The sequence below is a fragment of the Pseudonocardia nigra genome (genome assembly GCF_019396355.1).
GTDB classification, from domain to species: Bacteria; Actinomycetota; Actinomycetes; order Mycobacteriales; family Pseudonocardiaceae; genus Pseudonocardia; species Pseudonocardia nigra.
Genome location: NZ_JAHKRK010000001.1, coordinates 118,865 through 137,896 on the forward strand (window position 1 = coordinate 118,865; position 19,032 = coordinate 137,896).

Here is a 19,032-nt window from a genome sequence, read left to right on the forward strand (position 1 = left end):
CATAACCTGTCCGTCGTCCGGCTGTCACCGGACGTGGACGACCGAACGGTGGTGGCTCTCGTGCCCGGACGAGGTGAAACCAGCTACCAGCTCGTCGCCCGCGAGCTGCGGGCCGCCATCCGACAGGGCGTCTACGCCGACGGCCGGGCACTGCCGACCGAGGCGGACCTGGCCGCGACGCACCGGGTGAGCCGGCAGACGATCCGCCGTGCCTTCCAGGACCTCGTCGCGGAGGGCCTCGTCGCACGGGTACCCGGGCGCGGCACCTTCGCCCGGCCCGGGCCCGACGGCTACATCCGGCACGTCGGCACCGTCGACGACCTCATGGGGCTGTCCGAGGACACCGAGATGCGCGTCGTCGAACCGCTGGCCCGGCGGATCGACGTGCTCGGCGCGGGCCGGCTCCACCTGACATCGGATGCGGTGTTCGCGCTGCGGCTCACCCGCTCCCACGACGGCACCCCGTTCTGCGTCACGGCGATCTGCCTGCCGCCCGCGATCGGACGGGAGCTCGCCACGGTCGACACGCTGAGCACCGCCGGCGCCACCAGCACGGTGACGGTGATCGGGCTGCTCGACGCCCGGCTGGGCATCGAGATCGCCGAAGCCCAGCAGAGCATCAGCGTCGAGCTCGCGAACGCGACGCACGCCGCCGACCTCGGATGCGCCCCGGGCCATCCGCTGCTCCGCATCGACCGGCTCTACCTGGACACCGAGGGCAACGGCGTGGAACTGGCCATCAGCCACTTCCTGCCCGAGCACTACTCCTACCGGATCAACCTGCGGCGCGGCGCCTGACGCGGTCGCACCATCGTCCTAGAGGTCCGCGAGGGCCGGGAGCGGGTTCTCGACGGCGTCGGCGACGAACCGGAGGAACCCGCCCGCGCTGCCGCCGTCGCAGACCCGGTGGTCGAAGACCAGCGACAGCTGAGTGATCTGCCGGGGGACGACCTGGCCGTCCACGACCCAGGGCCGGGGGTGCACGCGGCCGAGGCCGAGGATCGCGACCTCGGGGTGGTTGATGATCGCAGCGCTGCCGTCGACGCCGAGGACGCCATAGTTGTTCAGGGTGAACGAGCCGCCGGTCAGCTCGGCCGCCGACGCCTCGCCGCTGCGGGCCGCCTCGGCCAGTCGCGGATCTCGCCGTCGAGGTCACGGATGCTGCGCCGGTGGGCGTCCCGCACGACCGGGACGACGAGGCCGCGGTCGGTCTGCGCGGCGATGCCCAGGTGGACCCCGTCGAGGTGCTGGATCTCCTCCCGCTCCAGGTCGACGCGCGCGTTGAGCTCCGGGAAGCGGGCCAGCCCCGCCACGACGAAACGGGCGATCAGGGCGAGCAGGCCGGGCGGGCGGCCCTCGCCCGCCATCGCCGCCCGCACCTCCAGCAGGGCGGTGGCGTCGACGTCCACCCACGTGGTGGCCTCGGGGATCTCCTGGCGGCTGCGGGTGAGGGTGGTGGTGACCGCGCGGCGCAGCCCGCGCAGCGGCACCCGGGTCCGGACCGGCAGGCCGGTGCGAGCGTCGACCTCCGGGGTGGCACGGGGCTCTGCGCTGACCGGGGCCACGGGCGCGGCAGGTGTGCGCTCCGTGGTGGCGCGCTCGACGTCGGCACGCGTGATCAACCCGCCGGGGCCGGTCCCGTCGAGCGCGGTGAGGTCCAGACCCCGTTCGCGGGCGAGCTTGCGCACCAGGGGCGACTTCACCCGCGGGCGCTCGGCCGGCCGGGTGGGCGGGCCCGCCGGAGCGACCGGACCGCGCCGGCGACGCCGCCCGCCGCCCGTGGACTCGCCGGGAGTGCCGTAGCCGATGAGCACGTTGCCCGAACCCGCGCGCTCCTCCTCGACGTAGGTGGCCGCCGCGGGCTCGGTCGCCGGGACCCGGGCGGCGCCCTCCGGGTCGACGGACAGCAGCGGCGCACCGACGGCGATCGTCTCCCCCGGCTCGCCGTGGCGCACCGCCACGACGCCGCCGTACGGGGACGGCACCTCCACGGTGGCCTTCGCGGTCTCGACCTCGGCGACCGGGGCGTCGACGGCGATCGTGTCGCCGACGGCGACCAGCCACGTCACCAGCTCGGCCTCGGTGAGTCCCTCCCCCAGGTCGGGCAGCGTGAAGACCTGGCGACTCATGCGTCCTCCCACTGGAGCTCGTCGACGGTGTCGAGCACGCGGTCGACCCCGGGCAGGTGGTAGCGCTCCAGCTTGAGCGGCGGGTAGGGGATGTCGAACCCCGTGACACGCCGGACCGGCGCCTCGAGGTGGTGGAAGCAGCGCTCGGTGACCCGCGCGACGATCTCCGAGGCCACCGAGGCGAACCCCGGCGCCTCCGCGACGACCACGGCCCGCCCGGTCGCGCGCACCTGCGCGGCGACGGTCTCGTCGTCGAACGGCACGATCGAACGCAGGTCGACGACGCCCAGGTCACGCCCCTCGGCGGCGGCCTGCTCGGCGGCGGCCACGGCGACCGCGACCGACGGGCCGTAGGCGATCAAGGTGGCGTCCCGGCCCTCGCGGCGCACCACGGCGCGCCCGATCGGCGGCACCGCGACCGCGCTGTCGACCTCCTCCTTCGTGAAGTAGTGCTTCTTCGGCTCGAGGAACACGACCGGGTCCGGGTGCTCGATCGCCGCCCGCAGCAGGCCGTACGCGTCGGCGTTCGTGGCCGGGGCGAGCACGGTCAGGCCGGGGGTGTGCGCGTAGTAGGCCTCCGAGGAGTCGCAGTGGTGCTCGACCCCGCCGATGCCGCCGGCGTAGAGGACGCGGATGACCATCGGCAACCGGACCCGGCCCCGGGTGCGGTTGGCCATCTTCGCGACGTGGCTGGTGATCTGTTCGAAGGCGGGGTAGGCGAACGCGTCGAACTGCATCTCGACGACCGGGCGCATCCCGTTCATCGCCATCCCGACCGCCATCCCGACGATGCCCGACTCGGCCAGCGGGGTGTCGAAGCAGCGCGCCTCGCCGAACTCGGCCGTCAGCCCCTCGGTCACCCGGAACACGCCGCCGAGCTGGCCGACGTCCTCCCCGAACACGACGACCGACGCGTCGGCGCGCATCGCGTCCCGCAGCGCGGCGTTGATCGCCTGCGCCATCGTCGTCTTCTCGCCGGCGGGCACGGCGGTGTCCACGGCGCTCACCAGTCGGCCTCCTCGGCGGTCAGCTCGGCGCGCAACAGCGCCTCCTGCTCGAGCAGCTGAGGGGTGGGAGCGGCGTAGACGTGGGCGAACAGGTCACCGGGGTCGACCGACCCCTCGGCCGACAGCCCGGCCCGCACGTGCGCGGCCATCTCCTCGACCGCGGCGCGGATCTGCGCCTCCCCGGCGTCGTCGAGCACTCCCGCCCGGGTGAGGAGGGCCCGCAACCGGACGATCGGGTCCCGGCGCAGCCACGGCTCGACCTCCTCGTCGGTGCGGTACCGGGAGGGGTCGTCGGCGTTGGTGTGGGCCTGCACGCGGTAGGTGTCGGCCTCCACCAGCGTCGGGCCGCCGCCGTCGCGGGCCCGCCGCACGGCCGCGTCGAGCGTGACGGTCAGCGCGGCGAGGTCGTTGCCGTCGACCAGGACGGCGGGCACCCCGTACCCGACGCCCTTCGCGGCCAGCGACGGGGCCGCCGACTGCCGGGCCAGCGGCACCGAGATCGCGTACTTGTTGTTCTGCACGAGGAACACCACCGGCGCGGCGAACACCGCGGCGAAGTTGAGCGCCTCGTGGAAGTCCCCCTCGCTGGTCGCCCCGTCCCCGCACAGCGCCATCACGACGGTGTCCTCCCCGCGCAGCCGGGCGGCGTGCCCGACACCCACCGCGTGCAGCAGCTGGGTCGCCAGCGGCGTGGCCTGCGGTGCGACGCGGTGCGCGATGGGGTCGTAGCCGCAGTGCCAGTCGCCGCGCAGCATCATCAGCACCTCGACCGGATCGACCCCGCGGGCGGCGATCGCCGCCGAGTCGCGGTAGGTGGGGAACAGCCAGTCCCCCTCGCGGAGCGCCGCGGCCGCCGCCACCTGGCACGCCTCCTGGCCGTGCGAGGACGGGTACACAGCGAGCCTGCCCTGCCGCACCAGCGCACCGGCCTGCTCGTTGAGCCGGCGGGCCGCCACCATCGCGCGGTACCCCACGAGCAGGTCCGCTGCGGGCGGCAGCGCCGCCTCGTCCGCGGTGTGCCCGTGCTCGTCGAGCAGGCGCACGATCTCCTCGGCCGCGATGCTCAACGCACGCCCTCGCTGTGCCTACCCGCCCCGCCGGCTCCGCAAGCTCCGCCGGCTGCCATCCCCCGTGTGCTCGGCCGGCGCTTCGCGCGGGCGCTGTGCCGATGATTCGCTCGCTGACGCTCGCTCATCGCCCCTCCTGCACTCGCAGATCAGTGGGCACCATCCTGCGGGCAACCTGGCCGTCCATCTACGCTTCGGTCCGATTCACAGACAGATGTGCTGTGACGACCAATTGCGATGGACGATCGGCCCAGCACAGCCGTCTCGCAGCCGGACGGCGAGACGTCTGGCTCGGCCCCGAGGAGGAGCACGGCCATGACCGACCGCCCGGGCGGGCAGCCGACCGCGACGCTGGACGACGTCGACCGCCGGATCCTCGCCGAACTGCGCGCCGACGGGCGGCTCTCGATCCGCGCGCTCGCCGAGCGCGTCGCGATCTCCCGCGCCAATGCCTACTCGCGCGTCGAGCGCCTCACCCGCGACCGCGTGATCACCGGGTTCCGCGCGGTCGTCGACCCCGCGGCGTCCGGCCTGTCGACGTCGGCCTACGTCACGCTGACCGTCCGCCAGAACTCCTGGCGGGCGCTGCGGGCCGAGCTCGAGACCATCCCCGAGGTCGCGCACATGGCGCTGCTCGGCGGCGAGTTCGACGCCATCCTGCTCGTCCGCGCCGCCGACAACGCGGCCCTGCGCACCGTGGTGCTCGAGCGGCTCCAGGCCATCCCCGGTGTGCTCGGCACCCGCACCTTCCTGATCTTCGAGGACGCGGAGAACCCCTGAGCCGTGCCGCCTCAGATCCGGGGTGGGCCGGAGGTCTTCCGGACCACGAGCCGGGCAGGGGTGACGAACTCCCCCGCCGATCCCTCCTGCCCCTCGGCCCTGGCGATGGCGCACCGCACGGCGGCGGCCGCGAGGGCGGCGGGGTCCTGGCTGACCGAGGTCAGCTCGACGTTGGCCAGCGAGGCGAGCCGGGTGTCGTCGTAGCCCACCACGGAGATCTGCCCCGGGACGTCGACGCCGCGCATCCGCAGGGTCAGCAGCACGCCGAACGCGGTCCTGTCGTTGTAGGCCAGCACGGCCGTCGGCAACGACGGACCGGCCAACACCTCCGTGGCGGCGGCCACCCCGGACTCCTCGTCGGCGTGCCCCTCGAGGACGCGGGCCCGGTCGGCGAGGCCGTGCGCGGACATGGCGGCCCGGTAGCCCTCGCGCCGGGTGCGGCTCAGCACCGCGCGTCCGCCGTCGACGTAGTGGATGTCGCGGTGCCCGGCCGCGACCAGGTGCTCGACGGCCGCCGCGATTCCCCGCCGGTCGTCGGCACGCACCGAGTCCACCGACTCGGCGTGCAGCTCCGACCCGACCGTCACCGCCGGGACCCGCCGGCTGAGCGCGGCCAGATCGCGGTTCCCGATCTCCGGGCTCACGAGGACGAGCGCGGCACAGCGGTCCTGCAGCAGGCTCTCGACGGCCTGGAGCTCGGTGCGGGTGCGGGTGGTCGCGCTGAGCACGAGGTCGTAGCCGCTGTCGGCGACGGCCCGGTACAGGTGCTCGACGACCTCGGCGTGGAAGGTCTGGGAGACGGTGAACGTGACGCCGAGCAGCCGCGAGTTCTGCTCGCGCAGCACTCGCGCCCGCTGGTCGGGCCGGTAGCCGAGCCGGTCGGCCGTCTGCATGATCCGGTGCCGGGTCTCCTCCGACACGCCGGGTTCGCCGCGCAACGCCACCGACGCGGAGGAGACGGACGTGCCCGCGGCCCGCGCGACGTCCACGATCGTGACCCGCCCGGGCTTCGTCGTCGCCACGCACGCTCCTCACCTTGCCCCGACGGAACGATCCCGTCCGCGTATGTCTTGACATAGTAACCCACGCCTGATTAGCGTCTCCGCCATCAACCGGAACGTTCCGGCGCCGGCTGTGCTCGTTACCAAGGTGCTTAGCCGGAACGTTCCGGCACCTGCAGTCCGCGTAAATGGACCGGGTGGACAAGGCCGCCGTATCCGCCCTCGCATCGAAAGGCGACTCTCATGCCCGTCCCGCCCTACTCCGGCACGCCCATCTCGGTCGCGGTGATCGGGGCCGGCATGGCGGGCCGCAGCCACGCCGCCGGCTACCGCAACGTGAACACGGTCTTCGGCGCCGGCCTGCCGCCCGTGCGCCTGGCCGCCATCGCCGACGCGAACGTCGAGCTCGGCGAGGACGCCGCTCGCCGCTACGGGTACGAGAAGGCGTTCCCGAGCTGGGAGGCCGTCGCCGAGGACCCGACGATCGACGCCGTCAGCATCGTCGTCGGCAACGCCTTGCACCGGCCGATCGCGGAGGCGCTGGTCGCTGCCGGCAAGCACGTGCTGTGCGAGAAGCCGCTGGCCGGCTCGCTCGAGGACGCCCGCGCGATGGTCGCGCTCGAGCGCTCCGCCGACGTCGTGACCGCCGTCGGGTACACCTTCCGCCGCTCCCCGGCCATCACCGCGATCCGCGACCACGTCCGGAACGGCGAGCTGGGGGACCTCACCCTGTTCAGCGGCCGCTACTGGTGCGACTACGCGACCGACCCGAACGGCCCGCTGAGCTGGCGGTTCAAGGGCGGCGCCGGCTCCGGCGCGCTCGGCGACATCGGGTCACACGTGATCGATGCGGCCGAGTACGTCGCCGGGCCCGTCGTCGCGGTCTCCGGGGCGGCGCTGTCGACGCAGATCGGCAAGCGGCCCCTGCCCCTCGGCGCGGTCGTCGGGCACAACGCCGCCCCCGTCTCCGACGAGCTCGGCGAGGTCGAGAACGAGGACACCGCCTCCTTCACCGCCCGCTTCCGGTCCGGCCTGGTGGGCACGTTCTCCGTGTCCCGCACGGCATTCGGGCTGCCCAACGGGCTCGCCTTCGACGTGCTGGGGCTGCGGGGGCGCGCGGCGTTCGACCAGCACCGGCCCGCCGAGTACGTGTTCGACGACAGCCAGCCCGACGCCCGCACGCGGGGTGCGCGGCAGATCATCGCCGGCCCGCAGCTGCCCTACTTCGCGGGCGGCTACCCGATGGAGGCACCGGGCGTCGGCGGCGGCAACGCCGAGATGTTCACCTACCAGGCCCGCGCCTTCCTCGACCAGGTCGCGGGCGTCGCCGACCCGATCCCCGCGTGCGCCACCTTCGCCGACGCCCTGCGGACGATGGAGATCATCCAGTCCGTCGTCGAGTCCTCCCGCAGCGGCGGCGCCACCGTCGAGGTCCCGCCCGTCCCCGCCGCCTGAGCACCCGCATCGACGAGAGAGCAGCTGATCATGGCCTTGAAGCTCGGCGCCTACACCGCCTGCCTGCACGACCTCGACCTCACCGAAGCCCTCGACGTGCTGGCGGTCAACGGCCTGACCTCCGTCGAGGTCAACACCGGTGGGTTCATCCCCGCCCCGCACTGCCCGGTGGACCTGCTGCTGTCCTCGGCCACCGCCCGCGAGAAGTACCTCGCGACCTTCGCCGACCGCGGGATGGAGCTGACCGGCCTCAACTGCAACGGCAATCCGCTCAACCCGCTCCCGGGAGTCGGGCCGAAGCACGCCGACGACCTGCGCCGCACCATCCGGCTCGCGGGCCTGCTGGGCGTGAAGCACGTGGTCACCATGTCCGGCACGCCCGGCTCCGACCCGGACGCCAAATACCCCTCGTGGGTCGTCAACCCCTGGGACGGCGTCTACATGGACGTCCTGGACTACCAGTGGGGCGTGGCCGTCGAGTTCTGGACGGAGATCGACGCCCTGGCCCGGGAGAACGGGGTCCGGGTCGCGATCGAGATGCACCCGCACAACGTGGTGTTCTCCCCCGTCACGCTCAAGCGGCTCGTCGACGAGACCGGCGCGACCAACGTCGGCGCGGAGATGGACCCGTCGCACCTGATGTGGCAGGGCATGGACGTCGTCGCGTCCATCCGGTGGCTGGGCCCGCTGGTGTTCCACGCGGCCGCGAAGGACGCGATGCTCTGCCCCGGCGCCGACATCCGCGGCGTGCTGGACACCTCGTTCACCCGGGTGCCCGCCGACGCCCCGGGCAAGGTGCCCACGGGCTACGGGTTCTGGTGCAACGCCTGGCCGGAGAACCCCGCCTGGAGGTTCGTGGCCGTCGGCGTCGGGCACGACGTCACCTACTGGACCGGGTTCTTGCGCGCGCTCGCCGAGATCGACCCGGACATGGCCGTCAACATCGAGCACGAGGACGCCGCGTACTCGCGGACCGAGGGGCTCGCCCTCGCGGCCGAGAACCTGCGCAGCGCAGCAACCGGCCTCTGATCCCGCACGGCTCGACCCACCCGGACCCCGACGGAGGACAGCAGTGAAACTCGCCCTGGACCCGCAGATGTTCTACGCGACGCACTCGGTGCTGGAGCTGCCCGACGTCGTCGCACGCATGGGCTACTCCTGGATGGAGCTCTCGCCCAAGGCCGACTTCGTCCCCTTCTTCCAGCACCCGCGCGTCGACGACGCCACGGTCGCCCGCCTGCGCAAGCGCGCTGCCGACGCCGGGGTCGGCATCGCCTCGGTGCTCCCGGTGCTGCGCTGGTCGGGCCCCGGGGAGGAGGAGCGGCAGGCCGCGGTCCGGGCGTGGAAGCGGGCCATCCAGATCACCGTGGACCTCGGGGTGGACACGATGAACTCGGAGTTCAACGGCCGGCCGGAGGCCGCGGAGTTCGCCGAGAGCCAGTTCCTGCGCTCGATGGACGAGCTGATCCCGGTGTTCGAGCGCGAAGGCATCGAGCTCGTGCTCGAGCCGCACCCCGACGACTTCATCGAGGACGGCCACGCCGCGGTGAACCTGGTGCGCGGGCTCAACCGGGACTGGATCTCCTTCCTCTACTGCACCCCGCACACCTTCCACCAGGGCGACGACGCCACCGGCATCATCAGCGCCGCCGGCGAGAAGGTCACCTACGTGCACCTCGCCGACACCCTCGACCACACCGCCTCGAACGGGCTCCGCTACATCGTCAACCCGCCCGGCTCCACGGTGCGGGTGCACCAGCACGCCGAGATCGGCCGCGGCGAGGTCGACTTCGACGAGGTCTTCGCCGCGCTCGCCGCCGTCGGGTTCGACGGTGTGGTCTCCTCCTGCGTGTTCGGCTGGGAGGAGCACGCCGCCGAGATCAGCGTCCGCCAGCGCGAGAAGGCCACCGCCCTGATCGAGAAGCACTTCGGCACCGGCGTCATCGGACGTTCCCGATGACGTGCCGGTGGCCCCGCACCCCCGGGGGCCACCGGCACGATCGTCGCGGCAGGCCGCGTCACGCACGCGTCAGGACGTGCCCGCGAAGTCGACGTCCTCGGTCCCGGCCGTCCCGCCCGTCCGGCCCGGCGCCGTCTGGTAGGTCCAGTACAGGTTCGTGTATGCGATGACCTGATCCGGTGGCGGAGCCCCCCATGCCGTCTGGTCCTCCGTCGTGTGGGCGTCGCTGACGAGGGTGGCGTCGTACCCCCGCACCAACGCGCCGTGGAGCGTGGAGCGGATGCACGCATCGGTCTGCGCACCGACGACGACGAGCCGCCCGACTCGCAGGCCCGACAGCACGGTCTCGAGGGTCGTGTCCTCGAACGAGTCGCCGTAGGCCTTCTCGACGAGCGGCTCGGCGTCGCCCGGAGTCAGCTCGGGGACGATGCGCCAGTCGTCGCTCCCCCTCGCGAGCTCCTCGTCGGAGTGCTGGACCCAGACGACGGGGACTTGTTCCCGCCGCGCCTTCTCGACGAGGCGGCCGACGTTGGCGACGACCGCGTCGCGTTCGTGCGCCCCCGCGACGACGCCGTTCTGCACGTCGACGACGAGAAGTGCGGTGTTCGGCCGGCTCTCGAGTGTGGTCACGGCATCCCCTTTTGCTCACGATGGGCCCTGTGTGAACCGACGGTAGACCTGAGCACCGACAGCGGCGGCGGACCCACGACCGCCCCGGGTGCGCGCTCGACAACTCCACGTGCGCTTCGAGGGCCAGGCCGGGGAGCGGTGGTGGGGGTGCCGAGGGTCAGCGGGCCCGGTCTAGCGCGAGCAACGTCGCGCCGTGCACGCGGATGCCGGTCACGATGTCGTCGAGGTCGGTCCACTCGTCAGGGCAGTGGCTCCGGCCCCCGCGGGACGGCACGAAGATCATGCCCATCGGGCACAGGCGCGCGATGTGCACGGCGTCATGGGTTGCGCCGCTGGGCACCGCTTCCCACGCGATCCCGAGTGAGTCGGCCACGGAGGAGACGACCTCGTGCACATCCGGACTCGCCGGGAGACAGTCGTTGTCGAGCGACCACGTCAGGTCCACGTCGACACCGTGCTCGGCCGCCTTGCGGGCGATCTCCTCGGTGAGCCGGACCTGGGCGGCCGAGAGCCAGTCGACGTCGACGCTGCGCATCTCCGCCTGCATCCGCACGAGCCCGGGCACGACGTTGGGGGAGCCGGGCTCCGCGTCGAGCCGTGAGGTGGTCGCCACCCCGTGGACCGGCGCGCCGCACCCCTCCTGGCGCACCGCCAGGACGGCGTCCGCCGCGGCCACCAGGGCGTCCCGGCGATCTCCCATCGGCATCGTCCCGGCGTGGTCGGGCCGGCCGGTGAAGGTGGCCAGCAGGCGTCGGATCCCCGCGATCGCCGTGACCACGCCGATCCCGGCCCCGCGCTCCTCGAGCACCGGCCCCTGCTCGATGTGCAGCTCGACGTAGCGGTGCAGGCCCCGGGGACCGAACCGCCCGGCCGCCCGGAGAACGTCCGAGGGGTCCAGGCCGAAGCTCGCGTAGCGGTCGCCGAGCCGGACGCCGTGGTGGTCGCGCCGGTCGAGGTGTTCCTGCGTGAGCGCGCCGGCCAGCGCCCGGCTGCCGAGGCAGCTGAGCCCGAAGTCGTTCGATTCCTCCCCGAGGAAGTCCACGACCAGGAGGTCGTGGTCAGGCCGCACGTCGTTCTCCACGAGCTGCCGCACCACCTCGAGGGAGCCGAGGACGCCCACCATGCCGTCGAACCGGCCGCCGGACGCGACCGTGTCCGTGTGCGACCCGGTCATCAGCGCAGGTGCGGCCGCACTCCGCCCGGGGAGCACCCCGATGAGGTTCCCCGCGTGGTCGGCGTGGACGGTGAGGCCGGCGTCCGCCATCCTCGCCCGGACCCACTCCCGCGACGCCCGGTAGGGCTCGGAGAAGACGGTGCGCGTCCATCCGCTGCTCGCCGGGTCATGGATCTGCGACAGCTCGGTCAGGTCGTCCTGCACCCGTTGCGCGTTCGGCTCGAGCCGGTCGAGGTCGGTCGCCATCCTGCTCGGTCCTTCCGTCGTCGCTCGGTCGTTCCGCTGTCCGCGATGCCGTCGTGCCGTGCGGCCCTCGCGCGTTGGACGCGCTCGAGGGACAGGCTTCCACACGGCGCGCTCGCCGACTTCCGCGGAATCCCCGCGCTGCCCGCCCCCCGCGCATCGACGTGCCCAACCACAAGCTCGGCACGCTCGCCGACTACTGGGGGGTCCGCCGGCAACGCGCGCACGACGCCGAGGACGACACGCAGGTCCTGTCCCGCGGCACGGACGTCGACGTCGTCGCCTTCCTCGTCGACGCGGACGAGCGGGTCATCGCCGACGAGGACTTCGTCTTCTACAACGCACCCGTCAGCGAGCACGGCACGGTCGCCCTGTCCGTCGACGGGGACAGCGAGCAGAGCGTCCGCGTCGATCTCGCCCTCGTCTCCGAGCACCACAGCAAGATCATCATTGCCGCGGCCGTCGACGGCGACGCCACCTTCGGCGACCTGGGCGCCGTCACCCTCAGCGTCGACGGGGACACCGCCACTTCGGCCACCTCCACGTTCGACGCCGCCACCACCGAGCGCACGATGCTGCTGGCCGAGCTCGCCACGCGCCACGGCGTCACCGTCGACAGCCCGTGATCGCGGTCGTCCCGGTCCGACGATCCGGATCGCCCCCGCTGGGACGCGATGTCCGCGATCACGTGGACGCGCGGTCGTCGGCCCGTCCCGGAAGCCTGGCGGCTCGTAGCGCGCTGCGCCGAACCTTGCCCGCCGGGTCGCGCAGCGACTCGTCGACGAACTCCACGGTCCGCGGGATCTTGTTGTGGGTCAGGCGCGTCCGGAGGTGCTCGCGCAGCTCCTCGGCACTCACCGGGACCCGCACCTGCACGATCGCGTGCACGGTGCTGCCGAGGTCCTCGTCGGGCACCCCGATCACCGCGCACGAGTCGACGGCCGGATGCTCGGTCAGGGCGTTCTCCACCTCGGCCGGGTACACGTTCGCCCCGCCGACGAGGATCATGTCGGCCCGCCGGTCGGCCAGGTACAGGTAGCCGTCGGCGTCGAAGCGCCCCATGTCGCCGAGGGTCTCCCAGCCGTCCCGTCGCGTCGCCTCCGCGCCGAGGTACCGGTAGGTGCGTGGCATTCCCGGCGACGGCCGCATCCAGATCTCGCCGGTCTCCCCCGGGGGCAGGACGCGGAAGTCGTCACCGCGGACCGCCATCTCGCCCCCGGTGACGCGCCCGACCGAACCGGGGTGGCTCAGCCACTCGGCACCGTCGATCATGCAGCTGGCCTGGGACTCCGTGCCGGCGTAGAGCTCGACGACCGTCTCCGGGCCGACCCAGTCGATCCAGCCGCGCTTGACGTGCTCCGGACAGGGCGCGCCGACGTGCAGCAGCGTGCGCACCGACGACAGGTCGGCCGCCCGCCGGACGTCCGCGGCCAGCCGCAGCATCCGCCCCATCATCGTCGGCACGGCGTACAGCCAGGTCACGCGGTGCTCGCGGACGAGGTGCAGGGCCCGCTCGGCGTCGAACCGGCCCATCAGCACGACGTGGTGCCCCTGCAGCAGCGCCATCAGGGCGAACATGTTCGGCGCGTTGTGGTGCAGCGGCGCGGTCGCGAGCATGACCCCGTCCGGATCGATGCGCAGCGCCGGGGCGCGGGCGAGGACCGCCTCCACGCTCGCCTCGTGGCCGGAGACGATCACCTTCGGCCGGCCGGTGCTGCCGCCCGACACGGGCGCCTTCCACGACGGCCCGACGACGTCGGGCAACGGCCCGTCGGGCTCGTCCCGGACGTCCTCCTCGGCGCTCATCCAAGCGCGGCCCTCCGGCGGTTCCGGCCCGACGACCAGCGCCGGGTCGGCGACATCCAGCAGTGCGGCGAGCTCCGTGGCCGGGAGGCGGAACGGCAGCGGCTGCGGCACCGCCCCCAGCTTCCATGCGGCGACGGACGCCTCGATGTGGCGCACCCGGTTCGGCAGCGCGATCGAGACCAGCGAGCCCGCCGTGACGCCGCGGGCGGCGAAGCGGCGGGCGAGCTGGTTCGTGCGCCGGTCCAGGTCGGCACGGCCGACGGTCTCGTGCTCGTCGGTCACCGCGGGCCGCCCCGGGTCGCGAGCGGCCAGCTCGCGCAGCCGGACCGACAGCGCCGTGGAGCCGGCCGGGGAGCTCGAGCCCGTCATCGCGCCACCTGTCCCACGGGTGCTCGCGCCACCGCGAACCTCCCTTCCTCGGTCCGCACGTCGGGGGCCCCCGCTGCAACAGATGTGCTACCACGTGGCGCAGAGCACCGACAACGGCAGGCCGGGCGCGTCAGCCGCCGTCGTGTCCCCGGGCCGCCCCGGGTCGGCGCGCCGCGCGTCGCGTCCGCGGGTCCATGTCGCGGGCGTGCTCGGTGGCGAAGCCGGAGACCGGGGCAACCGTCCTGGGTCCGCGCCGTCCGCCGGTCACGGACCCGGCCCGGACGTAGCCGGCTCCCCTGAGGGCGCCGGGGATTGCAGCAAAGCCACTTTCATGCAACGCCGTTGCGTGAAAGTGGCTTTGCTGCAACGCGGGCTGGTGGCCCCTACTCGGGCACGACCACGGTCTCGATCCGGCCGGCGGCGGCGAGCAGGGCGGTGTCCTCCCCGGGCAGGGCCTCGAGCGAGATCCCGATCGGCAGGCCGCTCGCCGTCCCGCCGGCGGGCAGCGAGATCGCCGGAATCCCCGACGTCGAGCCGGGCCCGGTGTTGCGGATCGTGGTGAGGAAGACCGGCACCTGCCGCCCGTTCAGCTCGGTGGTGTCGTCGTCCCCGACGGGCGGGGCCGGCAGCGGCACCGTGGGGTAGACGAGCGCGTCGAGCCGGCCGTCCGCGGGGCACAGCGCCGCCGCGTACGCCGCCCGCAGGCGGTCCCGCGTGACGAGCGCCTGCCGGTGGACCTCCGCGGTGACGTCCCCGCTCGCCGCGAGCTCGAGCGCGGCGCGGACGTCCGGGGAGGCGACCCGGGCCAGCACGTCGGCGAACCCCAGCTCCCGCTCCGGGCCGGGCAGGGTCGCGAGGTAGGCCGGCAGGTCCTCGGCGATCTCGAAGAACACGATCGGGAAGCCGCACTCGGCGTCCAGCTCGTGTGCGCCGGCCACCTCCACCTCCACCAGCTCGACGCCGGCGTCGGCCAGCCGGTCCAGCGCCCGCTCGGTGCACGCGGCCACCTCGGGGTGCAGGTCGTCGTAGAAGCCGGGGCGCGGCACCCCGAGCCGCAGCCGGCGCGCCGGCGACGCGGCGGCGCGCTCGCCGGTCACGAGCTCGTCGACGAGCGCGGCGTCGGCGACGGTCGAGGCGAGGACCCCCGCGGTGTCCCGGGTCCGCGAGATCGGCACGGTGGCACCGGTCCCCCACCGACCGACCGTCGGCCGGAAGCCGACCACACCGCAGTGCGCCGCCGGCACCCGCACCGAACCACCAGTGTCGGTACCGAGGGCGACCGGCACCACTCCGGTGGCCACCGCCACCGCCGAGCCGCCCGACGAGCCGCCCGACGAGCGGCCCGGGTCGTGCGGGTTGCGCACCGGCCCGAAGGCGGTGTTGTTGCTGGTGATCCCCAGCGCCAGCTCGTGCAGGTTGGTCTTGCCGACGACCGCGGCTCCGGCGGCGCGCAACCGCTCGACCGCGAGCTGGTCACGGCCCGGTCGCGAGTCGGCCAGGGCCGGGGTGCCGCCCGTGGTCGGCAGGTCCCGGGTGTCGAGGTTGTCCTTCACCGCGACCGGCACCCCGGCCAGCGGACCGGTCCCGCCCTCCGCCCGGTCGGCGAGCGTGATGAACGCACCGAGACCCGCGATCCCCCGCGCGGCCTCGAGGCTCTGGGCGATCACCTCCCGCTCGGACGACGCAGCGATCTGCGCACGGACCTCGTCGAGGCCTCGGGTCTGCAGGGGAGCCATGGCGCCGCCTCTCGTCGGACCTGACGGCCACGCACGAGACCGATCGCGCTTGCGACGGCCGGCGGGACCGGGAGCAGCAGCGTAACCAGCCCGGCCGAGCCCCCTCCCCGAGCCGACGGCCCGGGCCGAGGACGATGGTCCGGGGGCCGTCGCCGAGCGCAGGAGAGCGAGCGCGAGCGGCGACGGGTGGCTGACAGGAAGGGGTCATGCGGTACGCGGCGATCGGGGACAGCTTCACCGAGGGCGTCGGCGACGAACTCCCGGACGGCTCCGTCCGGGGCTGGGCGGACCGGGTGGCCGCGGGGCTCGCGGCCGCGCGCGGTGGCGAGGTCCGGTACGCGAACCTGGCGGTCCGGGGGCGCCTGCTGGAGCCGATCGTGACCGTCCAGCTCGAGGCGGCCCTGTCCCTCGCCCCGGCGCCCACCCTGATCACCCTCAACGGCGGCGGCAACGACATGCTGCGCCGGGGCATCGACGTGGCCCGCCTGGTCGCCCTGACCGAGCGAGCGGTCCGCCGCTGCCGCGATGCCGGCGTTCGGCTCGTGCTGCTCAGCGGCGCCGACCCGTCGGACCGGCTCCCGTTCGGGCGCACGGTCCGCCGCCGCGGCGCGGAGCTCACCACGCACATCAGGGCGCTGGCGGCAGCCCATGGCGTGCAGCTCGTGGACGTCTTCCACGACGCCGAGATCCGCCGTCCCGGCTACTGGTCCGCGGATCGGCTGCACCTGAACGGCGCAGGCCATCAGCGGGTCGCCGAGCTCGTGCTCGAGGCGCTGGGCGCGGGCCCGGCGGCCCGGGCGGCGAGCGCCGACCCACTCGTGGCCCGCCGGCTGCGCACCGAGGCGCGCTACTACCGCGAGCACGTGCTCCCCTGGGTTCACCGCAGGCTGCGGGGCCGCTCCTCCGGCGACACCCGGACCGGCAAGTACCTCGACTGGGTCCCCGTCCCGGCCGCCGACGAGCAGCAGGTGTAGCCGGGTCGGGCGGGCGCAGGCGGCGCGTATCGGAGGCTGCGCAGGTCACCCGCCAGAACGGGTGGTCCGGCGGGTAGCCGGCGACCGTGCCCTCGACGATCTTGACCGCCTGATCGAGGACCGCGACATCGAGTGGGTGGCCGGTGCAGAACAGCCGGGCCAGCTCGCCGCCGCCGCCTCGAATCGACCCGTGGAGACAGGTGGTCGGCGGCGGCGCCGAGGTCAGGTGACCGTGACGATCAGTACGACCAGCGCGAGAACGGTGTCGAGCACCGCGCAGAACTCGGCCATCGAGCGCGCCACGACCCGCTCCGTCCGGTGATGGTGAACGTCCCATGCGGCGTGGGCGAGCAGCCCGGCCGCGACCACCAGCCCGGCCCACCCCGCCGCCGCCTCGACGGCCACGAGCGCGACGGCTCCCAGGACCAGCATCGCGGCGGCCTGCAGCGGCAGCCCCCACGGCGGGCGCAGCGCACCCCGGGACGCGCCATAGCCCACCAGCACGGCAGCCAGGCCGAGCATCCACCACGACGGGTCGAACGCGGGCACCGCGCGCCCGATCCCGATCAGCACGAAGGCGACCGCGAACACCGGCCACGCCGCCGCGCGCGACCGCAGCGCCGCGGCGCCCAGATAGACGAATCCGGAGGCCGTGACGACCGGCACGACCTCGCCGCCACCGGCGATGCCGATCCCGGTCGCCAGGGCCAGCACGAGTCCGGCCGCGGCGGGCCAGCGGCGCAGGAGCCACGGGCGGTCGGGCGCACTTGCCACCGCGTCGGCAGGGCTACTCATGACACCTCCTCGCGTCGAACCCGGTAACGCAGGCGGGACTGCCCACCCTCGCCCGGATGGACGGAGGCCTCCCTGCCTCCGGCCGCCGACAGCGCCGCCTCGTCGTGCATCCACTCCTCCTCCAGTCGGATCGGAAACGCGGGAAACCCGCCCGGGACCGTCATGACGGGCCCTCCGGTTCGCTCGGGGACCGACGCGGACAAGGGTCTCCGCAGGCGGCGCCGCTGCCAGGTGCCGAAGGTCATGCCTGCAGGTCATGGCCGTGTCATGACCGGACACGACCCCATGTCGGCGAGCGGGCGGTAGATTCGTCCGGGATGGCGAACCCCACCCGCAGCTGGGTCAGCTGGTCGTCCGGCAAGGACGGCGCGTTCGCCCTGTACGCAGCGCGCGAGACCGCTGCCGTGGACGTCGTCGGCCTGTTCACGACGCTCGACACCACGACCTGCCGGGTTCCGGTGCACGGCGTTCCGCATGCTCTGGTGCAGGCACAGGCCGATGCCCTCGGCCTGCCCCTGCACACCGTCGACCTGCCGTGGCCGTGTCCCAACGAGGTCTACGAGGCGCGAATGGGCGACGCGCTCGCCGCGGCCACCCGGGCGGGTGTCGAGCGGCTCGTGTTCGGCGACCTGCACCTGCGCGACGTCCGCGACTACCGGGAGCGGGCGCTCGCCGGCTCCGGAGTCACGCCGCTGTTCCCACTGTGGGGCCGCCCCACCGCGGAGCTGGCCGTCGAGATGGTGCGCGGCGGGCTGCGCGCCGTGGTGACGTGCGTCGACCCCACGCAGGCACCGGCTGAGCTGGCCGGGCGGTGGTTCGACGAGCGGTTCCTGGACGCGCTGCCCGCCGGAGTCGACCCGTGCGGGGAGAACGGCGAGTTCCACACCTTCGTCGTCGACGGCCCGGGCTTCACCGCCCCCGTGGACGTGACCGTCGGGGAGCCCGTCGAACGGGACGGGTTCGTCGTCGCGGACCTGGAACCGCGCTGAGCTGCACGCCGCACGGAATCCCCGCAGATCCGGGGCACCTGTCCCGGGACGGCCCGACGAGCGTTCCGATCATCCGATCGGTCGTCGGACCGGCAGCGCACCGCGCCGGGTTCGGTGATACTCGGCCGATGACGACCGCTGCGGCGGCACCACCCGAAGCGCACCACCGGGCGCGGCGCGAGCGGGCCTGATGGTCCATCTGCTGCTCGCGGCAGCCGGGCTCGGCGTCGCCGGCATCGACCCGGCCGGCGCCTTGATCGCCGTCGGCGCGCTGACGATGGGAGCGCGCGAGCGCGAGGTCCTGGGCTTCGGCTTCGTCTCCGTCCTCGGCACCGCCCTCCTGGGCACCGTCCTGTCCCTCACCGTCGGGCAACGGCTCCGGACGGTGCAGTGGACCGCGATGCTCCCCCCGGATCGGCTCGCCGCGCTGATCGAGCTGCTGATCGCCGCCGGCCTGCTGTGGTGGGCCGTCGCCCGCCTGCGGCGGCCGGAGTCGCACCCACCCCGACCGCGCGGACGCACCCGCACGAGCGGCAGCGCACTGCTCGGCCTCGGTGTTCTCTGGGCGGCCGCCGCGGTGCTCGACCCCACGTTCGTCGGCCTCGTCGTGGTGGCGGGCCGCGAGGAGTCCGTCGTCGGCGTCGCGGCCGCCCACCTGCTCTGGATCCTCGTGAGCCAGGCGCCGCTGATCGCGCTGATGGTCGCGACCGCGCGCGGGCGCCACGAACGGGCCGTCACGTGGTTCCACCGGGTCTGGGACCGGGTCCGCCCGGTCGCGTCGATCCTCGGGACGGGTGCGCTGATCCTGGCAGGAGCCCTGTTCGCCCTCGACTCCCTGTGGTGGTTCGTCACCGAGCGGTTCCTGATCCCGGTTCCCGAATGACGGGCCCGGGGCCACAGGTCCGTCGTGGACCGCG

At 73.8% G+C, this 19,032-nt stretch carries 17 protein-coding genes and 1 pseudogene; 9 read left to right on the top strand and 9 right to left on the bottom strand.

What is annotated here, in order from left to right; all coding sequences use genetic code 11:
• The first annotated feature begins 60 nt into the window (after nucleotides 1-60).
• A complete protein-coding gene (locus KME75_RS00545; protein ID WP_308282471.1) occupies nucleotides 61-798 on the top strand; it encodes a GntR family transcriptional regulator in 738 nt (245 codons plus the stop codon).
• 18 nt (nucleotides 799-816) lie between these two features.
• On the opposite strand, the pseudogene KME75_RS00550 reads toward KME75_RS00545, so the two are convergent.
• The 3 genes and pseudogenes from KME75_RS00550 to pdhA all read right to left on the bottom strand — a co-directional run bounded on the left by KME75_RS00550 (nucleotide 817) and on the right by pdhA (nucleotide 4,203).
• Nucleotides 817-2,129: pseudogene (locus KME75_RS00550) on the bottom strand (dihydrolipoamide acetyltransferase family protein).
• Entirely contained in the window at nucleotides 2,126-3,091 is a 966-nt protein-coding gene (locus KME75_RS00555) for an alpha-ketoacid dehydrogenase subunit beta (protein ID WP_219412519.1), read from the bottom strand. Before KME75_RS00555 ends, KME75_RS00550 begins: the two are co-directional and overlap by 4 nt.
• Nucleotides 3,092-3,132: 41 nt before the next feature.
• On the bottom strand, nucleotides 3,133-4,203 hold the full coding sequence (gene pdhA / locus KME75_RS00560; protein ID WP_246631193.1) for a pyruvate dehydrogenase (acetyl-transferring) E1 component subunit alpha: 1,071 nt from the start codon (nucleotides 4,201-4,203) through the stop codon (nucleotides 3,133-3,135).
• Nucleotides 4,204-4,518: 315 nt separating this feature from the next.
• Here pdhA and KME75_RS00565 point away from each other — a divergent pair, with 315 nt between their 5' ends.
• Nucleotides 4,519-4,983, top strand: coding sequence for an Lrp/AsnC family transcriptional regulator (locus KME75_RS00565; protein ID WP_219412479.1), 465 nt, complete (start codon nucleotides 4,519-4,521; stop codon nucleotides 4,981-4,983).
• Nucleotides 4,984-4,994: 11 nt separating this feature from the next.
• Here the strand turns inward: KME75_RS00565 and KME75_RS00570 are convergent, their stop codons facing one another.
• Complete coding sequence (locus KME75_RS00570; RefSeq protein WP_219412480.1) at nucleotides 4,995-6,005, bottom strand: LacI family DNA-binding transcriptional regulator; 1,011 nt, start codon at nucleotides 6,003-6,005, stop codon at nucleotides 4,995-4,997.
• A 222-nt stretch (nucleotides 6,006-6,227) separates the two neighbouring features.
• Between KME75_RS00570 and KME75_RS00575 the strand changes: the two genes are divergently transcribed.
• The 3 genes from KME75_RS00575 to KME75_RS00585 are packed head-to-tail and all read left to right on the top strand — an operon-like array spanning nucleotide 6,228 to nucleotide 9,399.
• Complete coding sequence (locus KME75_RS00575; RefSeq protein ID WP_219412481.1) at nucleotides 6,228-7,439, top strand: Gfo/Idh/MocA family protein; 1,212 nt, start codon at nucleotides 6,228-6,230, stop codon at nucleotides 7,437-7,439.
• 30 nt (nucleotides 7,440-7,469) lie between these two features.
• Nucleotides 7,470-8,468: a sugar phosphate isomerase/epimerase family protein gene (locus KME75_RS00580; protein ID WP_219412482.1), complete on the top strand. Its 999-nt coding sequence runs from the start codon at nucleotides 7,470-7,472 to the stop codon at nucleotides 8,466-8,468.
• A 43-nt stretch (nucleotides 8,469-8,511) separates the two neighbouring features.
• The gene (locus KME75_RS00585; RefSeq protein WP_219412483.1) at nucleotides 8,512-9,399 is read left to right on the top strand and encodes a sugar phosphate isomerase/epimerase family protein; all 888 of its coding nucleotides are present in this window, start codon (nucleotides 8,512-8,514) and stop codon (nucleotides 9,397-9,399) included.
• A gap of 69 nt (nucleotides 9,400-9,468) precedes the next feature.
• Here the strand turns inward: KME75_RS00585 and KME75_RS00590 are convergent, their stop codons facing one another.
• Both KME75_RS00590 and KME75_RS00595 read right to left on the bottom strand, forming a co-directional pair.
• On the bottom strand, nucleotides 9,469-10,029 hold the full coding sequence (locus tag KME75_RS00590; RefSeq protein WP_219412484.1) for an isochorismatase family protein: 561 nt from the start codon (nucleotides 10,027-10,029) through the stop codon (nucleotides 9,469-9,471).
• A gap of 157 nt (nucleotides 10,030-10,186) precedes the next feature.
• Entirely contained in the window at nucleotides 10,187-11,449 is a 1,263-nt protein-coding gene (locus KME75_RS00595; RefSeq protein ID WP_219412485.1) for a M20 family metallo-hydrolase, read from the bottom strand.
• A gap of 161 nt (nucleotides 11,450-11,610) precedes the next feature.
• On the opposite strand from KME75_RS00595, the gene KME75_RS00600 reads away from it, so the two are divergent.
• Nucleotides 11,611-12,072, top strand: a complete 462-nt coding sequence (locus tag KME75_RS00600; protein WP_219412486.1) for a TerD family protein — start codon at nucleotides 11,611-11,613, stop codon at nucleotides 12,070-12,072.
• 58 nt (nucleotides 12,073-12,130) lie between these two features.
• Here the strand turns inward: KME75_RS00600 and KME75_RS00605 are convergent, their stop codons facing one another.
• Together KME75_RS00605 and KME75_RS00610 are read right to left on the bottom strand one after the other, a co-directional pair.
• Nucleotides 12,131-13,621 carry an AMP-binding protein gene (locus tag KME75_RS00605; protein ID WP_219412487.1) on the bottom strand — a complete coding sequence of 497 codons (1,491 nt, stop codon included), beginning with the start codon at nucleotides 13,619-13,621 and terminating at the stop codon, nucleotides 12,131-12,133.
• A gap of 383 nt (nucleotides 13,622-14,004) precedes the next feature.
• Entirely contained in the window at nucleotides 14,005-15,357 is a 1,353-nt protein-coding gene (locus KME75_RS00610) for an amidase family protein (protein ID WP_219412488.1), read from the bottom strand.
• Between the two features lie 206 nt (nucleotides 15,358-15,563).
• Here KME75_RS00610 and KME75_RS00615 point away from each other — a divergent pair, with 206 nt between their 5' ends.
• Entirely contained in the window at nucleotides 15,564-16,331 is a 768-nt protein-coding gene (locus KME75_RS00615; protein ID WP_219412489.1) for an SGNH/GDSL hydrolase family protein, read from the top strand.
• Nucleotides 16,332-16,553: 222 nt separating this feature from the next.
• Here the strand turns inward: KME75_RS00615 and KME75_RS00620 are convergent, their stop codons facing one another.
• Complete coding sequence (locus tag KME75_RS00620) at nucleotides 16,554-17,126, bottom strand: hypothetical protein (protein WP_219412490.1); 573 nt, start codon at nucleotides 17,124-17,126, stop codon at nucleotides 16,554-16,556.
• 317 nt (nucleotides 17,127-17,443) lie between these two features.
• Here KME75_RS00620 and KME75_RS00625 point away from each other — a divergent pair, with 317 nt between their 5' ends.
• Both KME75_RS00625 and KME75_RS00630 read left to right on the top strand, forming a co-directional pair.
• Nucleotides 17,444-18,115 (top strand): Dph6-related ATP pyrophosphatase, encoded by a 672-nt coding sequence (locus tag KME75_RS00625; protein ID WP_219412491.1) that lies wholly within the window; start codon nucleotides 17,444-17,446, stop codon nucleotides 18,113-18,115.
• Between the two features lie 190 nt (nucleotides 18,116-18,305).
• Complete coding sequence (locus tag KME75_RS00630; protein WP_219412492.1) at nucleotides 18,306-18,998, top strand: hypothetical protein; 693 nt, start codon at nucleotides 18,306-18,308, stop codon at nucleotides 18,996-18,998.
• Nucleotides 18,999-19,032: the final 34 nt, after the last annotated feature.

What these genes read in the sequence shown, in the direction of transcription:
- KME75_RS00555 (WP_219412519.1), bottom strand. Translation starts at nt 3,091, where the DNA reads ATGGCGCAGGCGATCAACGCCGCGCTGCGGGACGCGATGCGCGCCGAC.
- KME75_RS00565 (WP_219412479.1), top strand. Translation starts at nt 4,519, where the DNA reads ATGACCGACCGCCCGGGCGGGCAGCCGACCGCGACGCTGGACGACGTC.
- KME75_RS00575 (WP_219412481.1), top strand. Translation starts at nt 6,228, where the DNA reads ATGCCCGTCCCGCCCTACTCCGGCACGCCCATCTCGGTCGCGGTGATC.
- KME75_RS00580 (WP_219412482.1), top strand. Translation starts at nt 7,470, where the DNA reads ATGGCCTTGAAGCTCGGCGCCTACACCGCCTGCCTGCACGACCTCGAC.
- KME75_RS00595 (WP_219412485.1), bottom strand. Translation starts at nt 11,449, where the DNA reads ATGGCGACCGACCTCGACCGGCTCGAGCCGAACGCGCAACGGGTGCAG.
- KME75_RS00605 (WP_219412487.1), bottom strand. Translation starts at nt 13,621, where the DNA reads ATGACGGGCTCGAGCTCCCCGGCCGGCTCCACGGCGCTGTCGGTCCGG.
- KME75_RS00610 (WP_219412488.1), bottom strand. Translation starts at nt 15,357, where the DNA reads ATGGCTCCCCTGCAGACCCGAGGCCTCGACGAGGTCCGTGCGCAGATC.
- KME75_RS00615 (WP_219412489.1), top strand. Translation starts at nt 15,564, where the DNA reads ATGCGGTACGCGGCGATCGGGGACAGCTTCACCGAGGGCGTCGGCGAC.
- KME75_RS00620 (WP_219412490.1), bottom strand. Translation starts at nt 17,126, where the DNA reads ATGAGTAGCCCTGCCGACGCGGTGGCAAGTGCGCCCGACCGCCCGTGG.
- KME75_RS00625 (WP_219412491.1), top strand. Translation starts at nt 17,444, where the DNA reads ATGGCGAACCCCACCCGCAGCTGGGTCAGCTGGTCGTCCGGCAAGGAC.
- KME75_RS00630 (WP_219412492.1), top strand. Translation starts at nt 18,306, where the DNA reads ATGGTCCATCTGCTGCTCGCGGCAGCCGGGCTCGGCGTCGCCGGCATC.